The organism is Pseudomonas guangdongensis (genome assembly GCF_900105885.1).
GTDB lineage: Bacteria > Pseudomonadota > Gammaproteobacteria > Pseudomonadales > Pseudomonadaceae > Geopseudomonas > Geopseudomonas guangdongensis.
Genome location: NZ_LT629780.1, coordinates 2,729,856 through 2,745,108, shown reverse-complemented (window position 1 = coordinate 2,745,108; position 15,253 = coordinate 2,729,856). Strand labels below are relative to the sequence as shown.

Annotated in this window: 10 protein-coding genes; 7 read left to right on the top strand and 3 right to left on the bottom strand. The window is 70.5% G+C overall.

The features are described 5' to 3' along the window. Positions 1–31 precede the first annotated feature (31 nt). Together BLU22_RS12850 and BLU22_RS12845 are read left to right on the top strand one after the other, a co-directional pair. The gene (locus BLU22_RS12850) at positions 32–1,765 is read left to right on the top strand and encodes an autotransporter assembly complex protein TamA (protein ID WP_090215225.1); all 1,734 of its coding nucleotides are present in this window, start codon (positions 32–34) and stop codon (positions 1,763–1,765) included. A 5-nt stretch (positions 1,766–1,770) separates the two neighbouring features. Further along, positions 1,771–5,442 (top strand): translocation/assembly module TamB domain-containing protein, encoded by a 3,672-nt coding sequence (locus BLU22_RS12845; RefSeq protein WP_090216457.1) that lies wholly within the window; start codon positions 1,771–1,773, stop codon positions 5,440–5,442. Positions 5,443–5,612: 170 nt separating this feature from the next. Here BLU22_RS12845 and BLU22_RS12840 read toward each other — a convergent pair whose 3' ends face one another. From BLU22_RS12840 to BLU22_RS12830, 3 genes are read right to left on the bottom strand one after another with little or no spacing between them, the layout of a single operon-like run. Next, entirely contained in the window at positions 5,613–9,248 is a 3,636-nt protein-coding gene (locus BLU22_RS12840) for an AAA family ATPase (RefSeq protein WP_090215222.1), read from the bottom strand. Then, complete coding sequence (locus BLU22_RS12835) at positions 9,245–10,468, bottom strand: exonuclease SbcCD subunit D C-terminal domain-containing protein (RefSeq protein WP_090215219.1); 1,224 nt, start codon at positions 10,466–10,468, stop codon at positions 9,245–9,247. The genes BLU22_RS12840 and BLU22_RS12835 overlap by 4 nt, the downstream gene beginning before the upstream one ends. A 10-nt stretch (positions 10,469–10,478) precedes the next feature. Then, positions 10,479–11,231, bottom strand: a complete 753-nt coding sequence (locus BLU22_RS12830; RefSeq protein WP_157719001.1) for a TraX family protein — start codon at positions 11,229–11,231, stop codon at positions 10,479–10,481. A gap of 255 nt (positions 11,232–11,486) precedes the next feature. Between BLU22_RS12830 and BLU22_RS12825 the strand changes: the two genes are divergently transcribed. Genes BLU22_RS12825 through BLU22_RS12805 form a run of 5 tightly spaced genes read left to right on the top strand, consistent with a single transcriptional unit; the run spans position 11,487 to position 15,224 of the window. Then, a complete protein-coding gene (locus BLU22_RS12825; protein WP_157719000.1) occupies positions 11,487–12,083 on the top strand; it encodes a hypothetical protein in 597 nt (198 codons plus the stop codon). 1 nt (position 12,084) lies between these two features. Beyond that, positions 12,085–12,660 carry an adhesin gene (locus tag BLU22_RS12820; RefSeq protein WP_090215213.1) on the top strand — a complete coding sequence of 192 codons (576 nt, stop codon included), beginning with the start codon at positions 12,085–12,087 and terminating at the stop codon, positions 12,658–12,660. 44 nt (positions 12,661–12,704) lie between these two features. Continuing rightward, a complete protein-coding gene (locus tag BLU22_RS12815) occupies positions 12,705–13,700 on the top strand; it encodes a hypothetical protein (protein ID WP_090215211.1) in 996 nt (331 codons plus the stop codon). 59 nt (positions 13,701–13,759) lie between these two features. Beyond that, positions 13,760–14,440, top strand: coding sequence for a C39 family peptidase (locus BLU22_RS12810; protein WP_090215209.1), 681 nt, complete (start codon positions 13,760–13,762; stop codon positions 14,438–14,440). 28 nt (positions 14,441–14,468) lie between these two features. Continuing rightward, positions 14,469–15,224 carry a hypothetical protein gene (locus tag BLU22_RS12805; RefSeq protein WP_231975246.1) on the top strand — a complete coding sequence of 252 codons (756 nt, stop codon included), beginning with the start codon at positions 14,469–14,471 and terminating at the stop codon, positions 15,222–15,224. Positions 15,225–15,253: the final 29 nt, after the last annotated feature.

The following is a 15,253-nucleotide window of genomic DNA, read 5'->3' as shown; positions in this document are numbered from 1 at the left end:
AGAGCGGCTGTCGCGTGCTAGCATCCCCGTCATGACCCAACGCACCCATCGCCACTGGACCGGCCTGCTGCTGGCCTCCTGCCTGGTCTGCGGCCCGCTGGCCGCCGCCGAGCTGGAGGTGCGCCTGACGCCGGCCAACAAGACCCTGAAGGACAACGTCGAGGCGCACATCGGCCCGCTGGGCGAGCGCGACGCCGTGGCGCTGCGCCGTTTCGCCCGCCACGCCGAGCGCGAGGCGCGCAAGGCGCTGCAGGCGCTCGGGCACTATCGCGCGCGGATTCGCAGCGAGGTGCGCGGCGAGGGCGACAAGGCGCGCCTGCGCCTGAGCATCGAGACCGGCGAGCCGGTGCGCCTGCGCCGCGTGGAGGTGCGCATCGACGGCGAGGCCAGCGCGCTGGCCGCTTTCCGCCTGCCGTCCAGCGCGCGGCTGAAGCCCGGCGCGGTGCTCGACCACGGTGCCTACGACGACGCCAAGCGGCTGATCGCCAACCAGGCGCTGCGCTACGGCTTCTTCGACGGCCGTTTCGTCGAGCACAGCCTGACGGTCGATCCGGCCGAGGGCGTCGCCGATATCCGCCTGATCTACGCCAGCGGCGCGCGCTACCGGCTGGGCGCGGTGCAGTTCGAGGGCGACACCCCGTTCGACGACGACCTGCTGCAGCGCATGGTGCCCTTCGGCCGCGACATCCCCTACGACTCCGACCGCATCGCCGAGCTGAACCAGGCGCTGCTGTCCAGCAACTACTTCAGCGACGTGCGCATCGACGCCAGCCCCGAACAGGCCGAGGATCGCCGCATCCCGCTGCGGGTCGCCCTGCAGGCGCGCAAGCCGCGCACCCTGGGCGTCGGCCTGGGCTTCTCCACCGACGTCGGCCCGCGCCTGCGCGGCAGCTGGACCCGCCACTGGCGCGGCGAGGGCGGCCACCGCCTGGGCGCCGACTTCGAGTTCTCCGCACCGCGGCAGAACCTCAGTACCTGGTACGAGATTCCCCTCGATCCGCCGCTGAGCGACAGCCTGCGCTTCACCACCGGCTACCAGCAGGAGGACCTGGTGGACACCGAGAGTCGCCGCCTGACCCTCGGCAGCCAGTGGCAAAGCCTGCTGGCCAGCGACTGGCTGCGGGTCGTCTCGCTGCGCTGGGAGCAGGAGAACTACCGGGTCGGCGAGGACGAGGGCAACAGCAGCCTGCTGCTGCCGGGGATCGGCTTTTCCCGCACGGTCAGCGACAGCAAGGTCGACCCCAGCCGCGGCTGGCGCCTGCAGGCCGACCTGGCCGGCGCCCAGCGCACCCTGCTCTCCGACGCCGACCTGCTGCATGTCAATCTGCAGGCCCGCGGGCTGACCACCTTCGCCGGCGGCCACCGCCTGCTCGGCCGCCTGCAGCTGGGCGGCATCGCCACCAACGATTTCTCCGCCGTGCCGCCGTCGCTGCGCTTCTTCGCCGGGGGCGACCAGAGCGTGCGCGGCTACGACTACCAGACCCTGTCGCCGCGCGACGACGCGGACAATCGCATCGGTGGCCGCTACCTGGCGGTGGCCAGCGTCGAATACCAGTACCCGCTCGCCGAACGCTGGCGGCTGGCCAGCTTCGTCGACCACGGCAACGCCTTCGACGGCCTCAGCGATCCGTTGAAGACCGGCGTCGGCATCGGCCTGCGCTGGATCTCCCCGGCCGGGCCGATCCGCCTCGACCTGGCCCACGCCCTCGACAGCGACGAGGGTTCGGGCTTTCGCATCCACTTCTCCATGGGACCGGAACTGTGACGCGTCTGCTCAAGGCAAGCCTCAAGGCCCTGGCAACCCTGCTGCTGGTCGTGCTGCTGGCGTTGGCCGCGCTGCTCGCCCTGCCGCTCGGCGAGCGCGGCAGCCGCTGGCTGCTGGCCCAGGTGCCGGGGCTGGCCGTCGAGGGCTTTGCCGGCACGCTCTACGGCCAGTGGTCGGCCGAGCGCCTGCAGTGGACGGACGGCGCCACCGCGCTGAGCGTCGAGCAGCCCGGCGTCACGCTGCGTCTGGGTTGCCTGCTGCAGCGCCGCCTGTGTCTGGACGAACTGCGCGCCGCCGAGGTGGCGCTCGACCTGCCGCCCGCCTCGGACGAAGCCGGCGCGCCGCTGCAGCTGCCAGATATCCGCCTGCCGCTGGAAATACGGATCGGCCATCTGGCGCTGGGCAGCCTGCGCATCGATGGAACCCAGCAGCTGCGCGAACTGTCCCTGAGCGCGCAACTGGAGCGCAGCGGCCTGCGCCTGTCCGCCCTGGAGCTGGCCCGCGACGACTTGCACCTGCGCATCGACGACCTGCAACTGCAGCCCCACGGCGACTGGCCGCTGCGCGCCCGCGCCGCGCTGCGCCTGCCGGCGCTGGACGGCCGTCCCTGGCCGCTGGCCGTGGAGCTGGACGGCCGTTTGCGCCAGCGTCTGGAGCTGCACGCGCGCAGCAGCGGCTATCTGGACGCCGAGCTCAGCGGCTGGCTGGCGCCGCTGCAGGACGGCCTGCCGCTGGCGCTGAACCTTGAGGCCCGCGACTTCCTCGCCGCCGCCGGCCTGCCAGCGACCCTGCGCCTGACGCAGCTGACCCTGGCGGCGAGCGGCGACCTGCAGCAGGGCTTCGCCATCCAGGGCCGTGGCCGGCTGGCCGGGCGCGACCGGCCGGTCGCGCTGAGTCTGGACGGCCGCGCCGATACCCGCGGCGCGCAGATCGAGCGTCTGCGCCTGCGCGACGGCGCCGGGGCGGCGCTGCAACTGGCCGGCCGCCTCGGCTGGCAGGAGGCGTTGAGCGCCGCGCTGCGCCTGGAGGCTGGCGCCTTCGACTGGCAGCAGCTCTATCCGCTGGCGGGCGTGGACCTGCGCCTGGAGACGCTGCAGGCGCAACTGGACTACGCCGCCGACGCCTATCGCGGCGACTTCGACATCCGCCTGCACGGCCCGGCCGGGCCGCTGCGTCTGCGCAGCCCGCTGCAAGGCGACAGCACCGCCCTGCGCCTGCCGGCACTGCGCCTCGACGCCGGGCGCGGCCACGCCGAGGGCGCGCTGGCGCTGGACTTCGCCGCCGCGCTGGGCTGGGAAACCGAACTGAATCTGGCCGACCTCGACCCGGCCTACTGGCTGGCCGAACTGCCCGGCCGCATCGGCGGACGCCTGAGCAGCCGGGGCCAGCTGGGCGAATCCGGGCTGCAGGCCGAAGCCCGGTGGAGCCTGCAGGGCCGCCTGCGCGGTCAGCCGCTGGCGCTGGCCGGCCATCTGCAGGGCGCGCCGGCCGATTGGCGTCTGGACGGCCTCGACCTGCGCCTGGGCGACAACCGCCTCAACGGACAGGGCCGCTGGGCCACGCGCCTGGACGGTCGCCTCGATCTCGCCCTGAACCGCCTCGACCAGCTCTGGCCCGGCCTGCGCGGCAACCTCGGCGGTGACCTGCGCCTGGCCGGCACCCCTGCCGCGCCGCAAGGCCGCCTGACCCTGAATGGCCGGCGTCTCGGCTACCGCGACGCCGGCCTCGGCCGCCTGAGCCTCGACGCCGCCGTGGAAGCCGGCCAGCGCGGCCGTCTGGCCCTCAAGGCCGAGCGCCTGCGCAGCGGCGACAGCGCCTTCGGCACCCTCAGCGCGGATGCCTCCGGCACCCTGGCCCGCCACGGCCTCGACCTGCAGCTCGACGGCGAGCCCCTGGCGCTCGACCTGCGCCTGCAGGGCGGTCTCGACGCCGCGCGGCGCTGGCGTGGCGAGCTGTCCCGCGGCCGGCTGGCCGCCGCCGGGCTGGACTGGCAGCTGCAGACCCCGGCGCTGCTGGAGCGCAGCGCCGCCGGGCGGGTCAGCCTCGGCGCGCACTGCTGGCGCTCCGCCGATGCCAGCCTGTGCGCCGACGCCCAGCGCCTGCTGCCCGACCCGCAACTGCGTCTGCGCCTGCGCGACTTCCAGCTCGCCCGGCTGGCCGCCGTGCTGCCGGAAGGCTTCGCGGTGCAGGGCGTCCTGCAGGGAGATGTGTCCCTCGACCTGCCGGCCAGCGGGCCCAGCGGCAGCCTGCGCCTCGATGCCGGCAGCGGCGTGCTGCGCCTGCGCGAGCCGGACGGCGAGGGCTGGCAGGACATCGCCTACCAGTCCCTCTACCTGGACAGCCGCCTGCGCCCGCAGCGCATCGACAGCCAGCTGCGCCTGAGCGGTCCGCAACTGGGCGAACTGGCCCTGGAGCTGGGCATCGACCCGCGCCCCGGCGCGCGGCCGCTGTCCGGCAACTTCCGTATCGCCGCCCTGGATCTGGCCCTGGCGCGCCCCTTCGTCGCCCAGGTCGAGCAGCTCGACGGGCGCATCGACGGCAGCGGCCGGCTCTCCGGCAATCTGCTGGCCCCGGTGATCGACGGCCAGTTGCGCCTGCGCGACGGCCGCGCCGCCGGCGGCGAGCTGCCGCTGCCCATCGAGGATCTGCAGGTCGCCCTCGACATCGCCGGCCAGCGCGCCCGCCTGGACGGCCGCTGGCGCAGCGGCGAGCACGGCCGCGGCAGCCTCGACGGCGAACTGGGCTGGGCGCCGCAGCTGTCCATGGCCCTCAACCTGCGCGGCAGCCGCCTGCCGGCCAGCCTCGAACCCTATGCCGAAGTGGAGGTGGAACCCGACCTGCAGATCGGTCTGGAGCAGGGCGCGGTCAGCCTCGCCGGGCGCATTGCCGTGCCGCGCGGACGCATCCGCGTGCGCCAGTTGCCCGAACAGGCGGTGCGTGTTTCCGACGACGCGCGCATCGTCGGCGCCGAGGAACAGGCCGCCGGCCTGCCGCTGAAGATGGACCTGCGCATCGCCCTCGGCGCCGAGCGCCTGAGCTTCTCCGGCTTCGGCCTGACCGCCGACCTCAAGGGCAACCTGCGCATCCGCGACAACCTCGACAGCCGCGGCACCCTGACCCTGGAAAACGGCCGCTACCGCGCCTACGGCCAGCGCCTGACCCTGCGCCGCGCCCGCCTGCTGTTCGCCGGGCCGGTCAGCGAGCCGTTGCTCGACGTCGAGGCGGTGCGCACGGTCGGCGACGTCACAGCCGGCCTGCGCCTCTCCGGGCGCAGTGACGCGCCGCTTTCCCAGGTGTTCTCGGAGCCGGCGATGAGCCAGGAGCAGGCGCTGTCCTACCTGGTGCTCGGCCGCCCGCTGGGCAGCGGCGGCGACGACAACCTGATCGGTCAGGCCGCCTTGGCCCTGGGCCTGGCCGGCGGCGCCCCGGTGGCCCGCTCGCTGGCCGACCGCCTCGGCATCCAGGACTTCCAGCTGGAAAGCGAAGGTTCCGGCCTGACCTCCAGCGTGGTCGCCAGCGGCTACCTCGCCCCCAACCTCAGCCTGCGCTACGGCGTCGGCGTGTTCGAGCCGGTCAACAGCCTGGCGCTGCGCTACGAGCTGAGCAAGAAGCTTTATCTGGAAGCGGCGAGTGGGCTGGCCAGTTCGCTGGACATCTTCTACAAGCGGGATTACTGAGTATCCGACGGATTTCGCTGCCCAATCGCAGCGTATTTCCGGAGTTTGGGTGGGTAGCTCGCGCAGCGATTACCCACCGTGGGCAGCGGCAGGCAAGGCGGCGCCGTTGTCTGCGCGCAGGAGACGACCGCGCCCTGCCAGCGTGGCCGCATCCACAGCCCCTTGGCTTCTTACCCCACCACCCTCACCACACTCGCCCCGTTCCCCTGCCGCTGCACGCGGATCTGCACCGGAATCCGTTCGTGCATTTCCTGCACATGGGAGATCACCGCGACCTTGCGGCCCTGGGCCTGGAGGTTGTCGAGGGCATCCATGGCCAGTTGCAGGGATTCGGGGTCGAGGCTGCCGAAGCCTTCGTCGATGAACAGCGATTCGATACGCAGCTTGCTGGAGGCCATCGAGGCGAGGCCGAGCGCCAGGGCCAGCGACACCAGGAAGGTTTCGCCGCCGGAGAGCGAGTGTACCGAGCGCAGTTCGTCGCCCATTTCGGTGTCCAGCACCAGCAGGCCCAGCGGGCTGCCGCCGCGCTGCAGGCGGTAGCGGCGGGCCAGTTGCTGCAGTTGCGCGTTGGCGTGCTGGACCAGCAGGTCGAGGTTGTAGCCCTGGGCGATCCTGCGGAACTTGTCTCCTTCAGATGAGCCGATCAGCGCCGCGATCCGCCCCCAGCGCTGGTATTCGGCCTGCGCGGCGACGATGCGTTCGAACAGTTCGCGGCTCTGGCTGCGCCGCCGGTCGTCGTCGACGAGCGAGGCGCGCAGTTCGCTGGCCGCGTGTTCGGCCTGTTCGAGGCTGTGCTGCTGTTCGGCCAGCGCCTGCGCCAGGGCTGAGGGTTCGGGGGCAGCGTCGACCCTTGCCAGATGCGCGGCCAACTGCTGGCTGCGCTCCTCCAGACGCACGCGACTCTGGGTGACGGCATCCTCGGCGGTCTTGAGCTGTTCGCGCAGCATGGCGAGATCGTCGGCCGGGCGGGCGAGCAGGGCGGCGAGGGTGGCGTCGTCCAGCTGCGGGTGGCTGGCGCGCCAGGCGTTCAGTTCGCGCCGCAGGTCGGCCTGCTCGGTATGCAGCGCCTGCTGGCGCTGGCGCAGATTGTGTTCCTCGCCGGCGAGTTTGATCTGCTGCTGGCGTGCCTGCTGCAGCGCCTCGCCGGCGGCGTTGGCGGCAGCGCGGGCCAGGTTTTGTGCCTGCTCCAGCTGGCGTTGCCAGGCGGCGGCGCTGGGCTGCTCGCCCAGACACTGACGCAGACCGGCTGCGGCCGTTTGGCGCAGCTGTTCCAGTTCTCCCAGGCGGGTGCTGCAGGCCTGCAGCGCCTGCTGGCGATGGGACTGCTCGTGGCGCTCCTTGTCCAGAACGGTCTGCCGCTCGCGATACTCCTCGTCCAGCTCGCGCTGCTCGTCCAGCTGCTGCAGACGTTCCGCCACCTGGCGGTCCAGCTCCATGAAGGTGCGCGCCGGCTCAGTTTGCCAGCGTTGCAGCCAGTCGCCGGGCAGCAGGTCGGCGAAGGCCTGCAGCTCGGCGTCCAGGCGCTGCTGGTCGGCGGCCAGCCGCTGGCGCTGGTGCTCCAGCTGCTGGCGGGCCGTCTCGCTGGCCTTGTCGGCCGCCCGCAGCTGCTCCTGCAGCTGTTCGCTGCGCCGCTGCTGGGCCAGCAGTTGGCTCTGGCGCTGCTCGGCCTGCTGGATGCACTGGCGCAGTTCGGCCAGTTGCCCGGCCAGCCAGGCGCTGCGTTGCTCAAGCGGCTGGGCGAGCAGTACGTCATGGCTGGCGAGGGTGGCGTCCAGTGCCGCCAGTTCGCTGCCGATGCGTGCCTGTTCCTCACCGACTTCGCCCAGCTGGCGTTCCAGCGCCTTGTATTCGGCGGCCAGCACGGCGCGTTGCTCGCGGAGCCGGTCGACTTGCTGTCGGGCGCGGCTGGCTTCGGCCTCGTCCTGGCCGGCGAGGGCGGCGAGCAGGGCATCGCCGTGGTGCCAGGGATGCTCGGCGCTGCCGCACACCGGGCAGGGTTCGCCGTCCTGCAGTTGCGCGCGCAGCGTCTCGACGCTGGCGCTGCGGGCCAGACGCTGCCGCTCCAGCAGCTCAAGGGTGGCCTTGAGCGTCTGCTCTGCGCCCTGCAGCTCGGCGCCGACTGCCTTGCCGCTGGTCACGCACTGCTCGCGCTCGGCCTGGAGTTTGGCGCTGCGTATCTGCACGGCGGCCAGGGCGCTGGCCAGCTCCTCGCGGCGTTGCCAGTGGCGTTGTGCCTGGTCGAGGGCGTGCAGTTGCGGGCGCCAGGCGTCGAGCTGTTGCTGCAGGCGGTCGAGCTGTTCGGCGGAGCTGGCGCCGCCGAGCGGCTGCTGCAGTTCGCTCAGTTCCCGCTGTGCGGCGGCGAGGCGTATTTGTGCATCGCGAGCCGCCTGCTCCAGCGCCGGCAGCTCCTCGCGGCCCTTGCTCAGCTGGTTGGCCAGTTGCACGGCCTGCTGCAGGCGCGGGCGATGGCCGTCCCAGGCGGCGCCCAGCGCCTGCAGGGTGCCGCTGCGCTGCAGGCGTTCGGCCACTGCGGCCTGCTGGCCGCTCAGGCGGGTCTGGCGCTCCTGCAGTCCGGCCAGCGCGGCTTCCCCGCCGCTCCAGGCGTCGCGCGCTTGACGCTCGGCCTGCTGCGCCCGGGTCAGCTCCTGCTGCAGTTCGGTCAGGCGCTGTTCTTCCGCATAGGCCTGGCGCAGCGGCGCGTCGGCGTGCTGGCGGGCCTGCTCGGCGCTTGCCTGTACGGCGGCGCTCTGCCGGGCTGCCGCCTCCAGTTCTCCCAGGCGCTGTTGCAGTGCCTGTTGCTGCTGGCCATGGCGCTGCAGGTCGCTTTCCAACTCGGCCAGTTGCGGGCCGAGTTCGGCCTGGCGGGCGAAGCGATGACGCTCGGGAGCGAGCTGTTCGAGCAGGACCAGGGTCTGGCGTTCGCCGGCCAGACCGGCGTGTTCGGCGCGGGCGGCATCCAGCTGCTGCTGCGCCGCCTGCTGCTCGCCCTGCAGGCGATCCCGTTCGGCCAGCCACTGACGCTGCTGTTGCAGATGCTGCAACTGCGTCTGCTCGCTCTTGAGGCGCGCGACGGCCTCGACGTGGCGTTGCTCCAGCGCAGCGCGTTCCTCGCCGTCCAGCGGACGCACGCCGCCGGCCTCGCGCTCCAGTTGCTCCAGTGCCTCTTTCGCCCGCTTGGCGGCGGCGTAGGCGGCCTTGCCGATGCGGCTGTAGATGCCGGTGTCGGTGAGCTTTTCCAGCAGTTCGCCGCGCTGGTTGTCGTCGGCCTTGAGGAAGGCGCCGAACTCGCTCTGCGCCAGCAGCACGGCGCGGGTGAACTGCTGCAGGTTGAGGCCCAGGCGTTGCTCGATCAGTGCGCGGAATTCGTTCTTGGCGGTGGTCAGCAACTGGTCGGCGTCCAGGTCGCGCAGGCTCTGCTGGCTGTTCTGCAGCTTGCCGCTGGCCTTGTCGCGGGCGCGGCGCACCTCCCAGCGGGCGCGGTAGCGGCGGCCGTCGACGCCGACGAAATCCACCTCGGCGAAGCCGTTGGCGGTGCCGCGACGCAGCAGGTTGCGCCCGTCGTCGCTGCCGAGCGCTTCCGGGTCGGCGCCGTCGGGCACCTTGAGGGCGGCGCGGGCGTGCTGCAGGCGCGGAGTTTCGCCGAACAGCGCCAGGCACAGGGCGTCGAGCAGGGTGCTCTTGCCGGCGCCGGTGGCACCGGTGATGGCGAACAGTCCGGCGCTTTTCAGCGGCTCGGCGGTGAAGTCGATGACCTGCTCGCCGGGCAGCGAGGCGAGGTTCTTCAGGCGGATGGCGAGGATCTTCATGCCGGTTCTCCGTTCAGTTCCACGTCCTGCAGCAGCGTTGCGAAGTCGGCCAGCACCTGGGCGTCGGCTTCCTGGCCGTACTCGGCCTGCCAGCTGCGACGGAACAGCGCCTGCGGGTCGAGCTGGTCGAGGCCGACCAGCGGGGCGGCTTCCACGCCGTTGCCACGATATTCGCTGGCGATGCGCACCAGGTGGCAGCCTTTGCCCTCCAGCGCCGCCTCGATCTGCTGGCGCAGGTCGGGCTGCGGCTGTTCCAGCTGCACGCGCACTTCCAGCCAGGGCTGGCGCTCGCGGGGGCGGTCGGCGGCGGGCAGGGCGGCGAGCCACTCCAGCACTTCGGCCAGCGGAGCCGGGCCGAGGCGCAGCATCTCCACCGCGCGCGGCACGGGGAGCGCCGCGACCTGGTGCAGGCCGGCGCCGTCCAGCTCGACCAGCAGCACCTGATGGGGGTAGTTGACCTCGGCGAACGACAGCGGCAGCGGCGCGCCGCTGTAGCGCAGGCGTGTCTGCCCGGCGACCTGCTGCGGCTTGTGCAGGTGGCCGAGGGCGACGTAGGCGACGGACTCGGGGAACAGGCTGGCCGGCAGCGCCTCGGCGTTGCCGATGACGATGTTGCGTTCGGAGTCCTCCGACACCGCCGCGCCGGCCAGGTGCGCGTGGCTGATGGCGACCAGTGCCTGATCGGCGCGGCGGCGTGCTTCGGCGGCGGCGATCAACTGCTGGTGGACCCGGGCGATGCCGGCCAGGTAGTCGTTGCCCAGCCCGCCGCCGGTGACTTCCGCCGGGCGCAGGAAGGGCAGGGCCAGGCACCAGGCGCCGATCTCGCCGCCGGCTCGGTGCAGCGGCAGCAGCAGGCGCGCGCTGTCCAGCTCGCCGTCGCCGAGCCAGCTCACCCGGCCCAGGGCGTGGGCGTTGAGCCGGCGCAGCAGCGGCGCCGGCAGCTCGATGCGTGCGCCGGAGTCGTGGTTGCCGGCGATCATCACGATGTCCAGCTGCGGCAGGCGCTGGTGGGCGCTGACGATGAAGTCGTACAGGCGCTCCTGGGCCCTGAGCGGCGGGTTGACCGTGTCGAAGACGTCGCCGGCGATCAGCAGGGCGTCGGCCCGCTGCTCCACCAGGGTATCGAGCAGCCAGGCGAGGAAGGCGGCGTGCTCGAAGTCGCGGTCCTGGCCGTGCAGGGTCTGTCCCAGATGCCAGTCGGAGGTGTGGATCAGGCGCATGTTCGGTCCCTCAGTGGGCGCGCAGCAGCGCGGCGGCTGCGGCGATCGCCAGCATGTGCAGCGGATAGAAGTAGTAGGCCCAGCGACCGACGGCGGCGACCCGCAGGCGGGGCGGCAGCGGCGTGTGCAGCAGCCACAGGCCCAGCGGGATGGCGCTCAGGCAGGTGGCGGCGATCAGCGCGGCGTGTGGCTCGCCGGCCAGCAGGCCGTCGCGCAGGCGCGGGCCGAGGTTGGCCAGCAGCACCGCCAGAGTGGCCAGCGCCGGCCAGGGGCCGCGTCGTTGCAGGGCGAGCAGGCAGAGGCTCGGCAGCAGCACGCCGAGCAGGCCGTAGGTGATCTGCGCGTGCAGCGCGGCGCCGAGCGCCAGCAGGCCGGCGGCCAGCAGCAGGGCGCGCGGCTGCAGGGCGTTCAGCGCCCATGCGAGCACCCAGCCCAGCGCCAGGGTGACCAGGATGTTGAACTTGCCGGCATTGCCCAGCATCAGGTCGTGGGCCGGCTCGCTGAGCAGGGCGAACAGGGCCAGCGCGCCGAGGTGGCGCCGCTCGCTGGCGGCGAAGACCCCGGGTCGCGCGCGGGCCAGGTTGGCGGCCAGGGCCAGGCAGAACAGCGGAAAGGCCAGCCGGCCGGGCACGAAGCTCCAGCGCAGCAGCTCGTGGCCGGGCAGCAGAAAGCGCAGGTGGTCGATGGCCATGCTCAGCAGCGCCAGCCACTTGACCAGATCGAGCCCACGCTCGCGTCCGCCCTGGCCGGGGATGGCGGCCATCAGCGGCGAACCTGCCGGGCGCGAGTGGTGGGTGAACGAGGCGTAACTGGCGTGTGGTGCATGCGGCGGCATCGGACGCTGACAAGGGGCCGCATTATCGGCGCCGGGGCGGCGCTTGCCTATGCCGGAAGACCAGTGCTGTTACGCCGCTGAGACAGTGCGGCGGGCTGCAAGGCCGGTAACGCCTGGGCGCCGCCCATCAGCGGGAGCGGTGTTGCAGGGTTGATACAGGCACGGACGGGATTTTCGCCGGTTGTGTCTCAGCGCGTTGACAAGGCCTGCGTCGCAGTCTGCGTGTATTGCTCCATCCTGTTGATTTATCAGGATTTTTTATTTCTGGCACAGCCTCTGCACTTGCATGGACAGGCAAATGTGGGGGTGGCGGCGATGAGCAACACAGCACGCAACAGGGCAAGGGTTTACACGGCGGTGACCAGCGCATCGCTGCTGGCCATCGCAATGTTCGCCGCTGTGGCCCAGGCGGCGGATGGCGAAGTCATCCTGACCCGCGACGTCCAGCCGCGCATCGCCACGCGCCCGGCGCTGGTTCCCGATCCCAATCCTCTCACCGTGCAGATGGACCGTTCGGCGCTGGTCAATTCCAGCGTGGCGGCCGGCGAGCTGAGCGACGGCGACTTCTCGCAGGTTTCCAGCGGGCAGTCGGTGATGACGCGGGCGCTGCAGCTGCCGATGCATACCCCGGGCCTGGACGGCAAGTCCGCCGGCGCGGCGCAGGGCATGCCGAACATCGCCGGCGGTCACGGCGGCTCGGGCGGGGCGATCTCCGGCCAGATCAACAAGAGTCTTCAGCAGGGCCTGGCGCCGCTGAAGATGCTCACGGGAGATCGCTGACATGTGGCGGCTGATCGGAGTTTCGGGACTGCTGCTGTCGGGAGCCTGCTGGGCGTCCTCGCCGGTCGAGGACAACGCCGCGCTGATCTCCAGCAGCGGCCAGGGCTACAGCGGAGCGCTTTCCGTCAACCAGGCCGCCGGTCATCTGCAGCAGCAGATCAACGGCCGCACCCTGGCTATCGGCTCGGCGTCGGGTGGCGAGCGCTATCGCCAGAGCCTCGATGCGAGCGCGCCGCTGACCGGGATGGACGCCAGCGCCAGCATCCGTGGCAACGCCTTCGCCAATGGCTCCGGAGTGCTGGGCGTCAACCAGTCCGCCGGGGTCGGCACACAACAGATCAACGCTTTCCAGGTGCAGCTCGGTGCGCGCGTGGAAAGCCTGGACGACAGCCTCCTCGCTCAGCAGAGCGTGGTGCTGGCACACAACTCGGGAACAACTGACGCGCCCGCCGGCAACCGCCTCGTCGATATCGACGACCGGGCCTTTGCCGGCAGTCGCGGCGTGGTGCAGTTGAACCAGAGCGCCGGGGCAGGCAACCGGATGGTCAATGCCATCGGCATAAAGGTCACCCAGTGACCGCAAAAACCAACAGGTAGTGCGATTCTGCAAGGAGAAATGCCATGAAAGTTCAAGCCACTCTCAAACCGCTGGTGTTCGCCATGGCTGCAGTAATGGCGGCGGGTGCCTATGCGGACAACAACCGTGGCGGTGGTCACCACGGTGGAGGCCATCACGGCGGGCACCATCAGCAGCCCAACCCCTATGCCACGCCCGATGCCGGTGCCATGGCCAGCATCGACAACGTACAGGACATGGGCGGTAACTGGGTACGCAATGAAGGTACCGAAAACACTGCAACCGTCAGCGGGTCGCTCAACGGCAGCTCGGGCAATGTCGGTGCCAACGTCGCTGCCGGCGATGTTAACCAGCAAGCCAACGAGGCGGTGATCGCTGTGGCCGACGAGCAGTTCCTGTTCGGCACGGCGGTATCCTCGATCTCCGTGACCCAGCATGGCGGTGGCAACGACGTCCAGAACTACTCGACGCAGAACAGCGCTTCCATGGATAACGCTGCCAACCGCTCCAGCGGCAACATCGGCCTGAACATGACGGCCGGCAACTTCAACCAGCAGAAAAACGCCATGGCCATCTCCGTATCGGCCGGGCGCAAGGCTGTCGCCAGCACGGGCGTGACCCAGGATCTTGGCGGCGTCGATGTCGACAACCAAGCCAACCTGAAGGCCGAGTACGCCAAGGTCAGTCTGTCTGTTGGACTGGGTGGTGGTTACTGGGGCGGCGGTTCGGGCTATGTGGTCGACGAGGCCGAGCGCGATGATCACCACGGTGGCGGTCATCACCGTGGCGGTAATGGCGGCGACCGGACAGACAAGGATCCGCTGGTATTCGGTGAAGCCGGTGCCATTGCGCTGGGCGGCACTGCCACCGGTTATGTGCCGGTGGGCGCTACCTTCAAGCAGGTCGTGACCAATGATGCCAGCGTGACCAACTCCCTGAACGGGGTCAGCGGCAACATCGGTGCCAACGTCTCGGCGGGGACCAACAACCAGCAGCTGAACTCGCTGGCCATCGCTGTGGGTTGCAAGACCTGCATGTAACCTCACCGCTGGAAAGGCCCTGCTTGCAGGGCCTTTTCTGCCGATTCGAGAGGTGCGCCATGCGCATTGCGATTCTTGTCCTGGGATGCTTATGCAGCGGCCTGCTGCACGCGGGACCGATGCCGATGGCGGTGCTGCCGGGCGGCGGTCTGGTGTTCAAGCAGATCGAAAGCATGCGCGAGCGGCGTTTCAGCAATCTCGTCGAGCAGCGTACCGACTTCAGCTGCGGCGCCGCCGCCGTGGCGACCATCCTGCGCCAGGCCTATCGCTTCGATGTCGACGAGGAACAGGTGATCACCGGCATGCTGGCGGGCGCCGATCACGACCTGGTGCGTACCCAGGGGTTTTCCATGCTCGACATGAAGCGCTACATCCAGGCGCTGGGCATGCGGGCACGTGGCTATCGCATTCCGCCAGCGGCACTGGGCGAGTTGAAAGTGCCTGTGATCGTCTTGCAGGAAGTGCGCGGCTACAAGCATTTCGTCGTGCTGCAGCGGGTGCAGAACGGCTGGGCCTATGTCGGCGATCCGGTGCTCGGGCACAAGCGCTATGCCCTCAACGAGTTCGCCGAGGGCTGGAACGGGATCGTCTTCGCGATCATCGGCCCCGAATACGACCGCTACAACGCTCTGTTGTCGCCCCCCGAGCCGTTGACCGCCCGAGATCGCCTGAACGGTTTCCGGCCGGTCAAGGATGCCGAACTCATGGAGTACGGCTTTATCCAGAGCGACTTCTTCTGAACGGATCAGCGACCTTTGGGAGGTCGACATGAACATGTCTATTCGCCACTGGGGGACGGTCGGCCTGCTGGCTGCCCTGTCGTGGCCGATTCATGCGCAGTTGCAGCCGATCGAGCTGCACGACCACGAGTTGGCCCAATTGCGCGGCCGCTTCGTCATGCCGGGGCATATCGTGCATTTCGGCGTGACCATGAACAGCATCTGGCAGGACGCAAGCGGGCAGGTGATCGGCGGTCAGGTCAACATGCAGGTCGGGCAGGGCATGTACCAGCCACAGTTCAGTGTTTCGACCATCACGAGCGACAGCCTGCCGGGGGCCGCCTCGGCAGCACCGGCCGCGCCCGGGATGAGCAGCGGGCAGATCGCTGGCGGCGCCGGGCTCGACAGCGTGGCTGGGATTGTGCAGAGCAGCCGATCGGCCGGCGACTTCAATACGGTGGCCAACAATCTGGTGATCAATGTTTCTCGTGGGCAGTCGGCGCCGACTGCTGGTGGTGCCGGCCAGCCGCTCGGCAATGGTGTGGCGGTCAGCGGTGTGGCTGGCCAGGTGGCGATCCAGCCGGGAGGCGGCGGCCTGCGCATCGAGATCCAGGCGCCGGGGCAGGGCAGTAGCTGGCAGCAACTGGGTGCCGGCGGCCTGCGTCAGCAGGCGAACATCAATGGCTCGTTCAATACGGTGCGCAACTTCGCCTCGCTGGATGTGGTGCTGCGCAGCGGGCTGTCGGGCGAGGATCTGAACTGCAATATCGATCAACTGCGCAACCTGCGACCGATGGGCTACTGATCTACGCTGTTCATACCATTAGTCGCGAC

Bases quoted from the DNA above. Each gene is read 5' to 3' on its own strand.
- BLU22_RS12815 (WP_090215211.1), top strand. From the start codon at position 12,705: ATGAAAGTTCAAGCCACTCTCAAACCGCTGGTGTTCGCCATGGCTGCA.
- BLU22_RS12835 (WP_090215219.1), bottom strand. From the start codon at position 10,468: ATGCGCCTGATCCACACCTCCGACTGGCATCTGGGACAGACCCTGCAC.
- BLU22_RS12820 (WP_090215213.1), top strand. From the start codon at position 12,085: ATGTGGCGGCTGATCGGAGTTTCGGGACTGCTGCTGTCGGGAGCCTGC.
- BLU22_RS12840 (WP_090215222.1), bottom strand. From the start codon at position 9,248: ATGAAGATCCTCGCCATCCGCCTGAAGAACCTCGCCTCGCTGCCCGGC.
- BLU22_RS12810 (WP_090215209.1), top strand. From the start codon at position 13,760: ATGCGCATTGCGATTCTTGTCCTGGGATGCTTATGCAGCGGCCTGCTG.
- BLU22_RS12850 (WP_090215225.1), top strand. From the start codon at position 32: ATGACCCAACGCACCCATCGCCACTGGACCGGCCTGCTGCTGGCCTCC.
- BLU22_RS12830 (WP_157719001.1), bottom strand. From the start codon at position 11,231: ATGGCCGCCATCCCCGGCCAGGGCGGACGCGAGCGTGGGCTCGATCTG.
- BLU22_RS12805 (WP_231975246.1), top strand. From the start codon at position 14,469: ATGAACATGTCTATTCGCCACTGGGGGACGGTCGGCCTGCTGGCTGCC.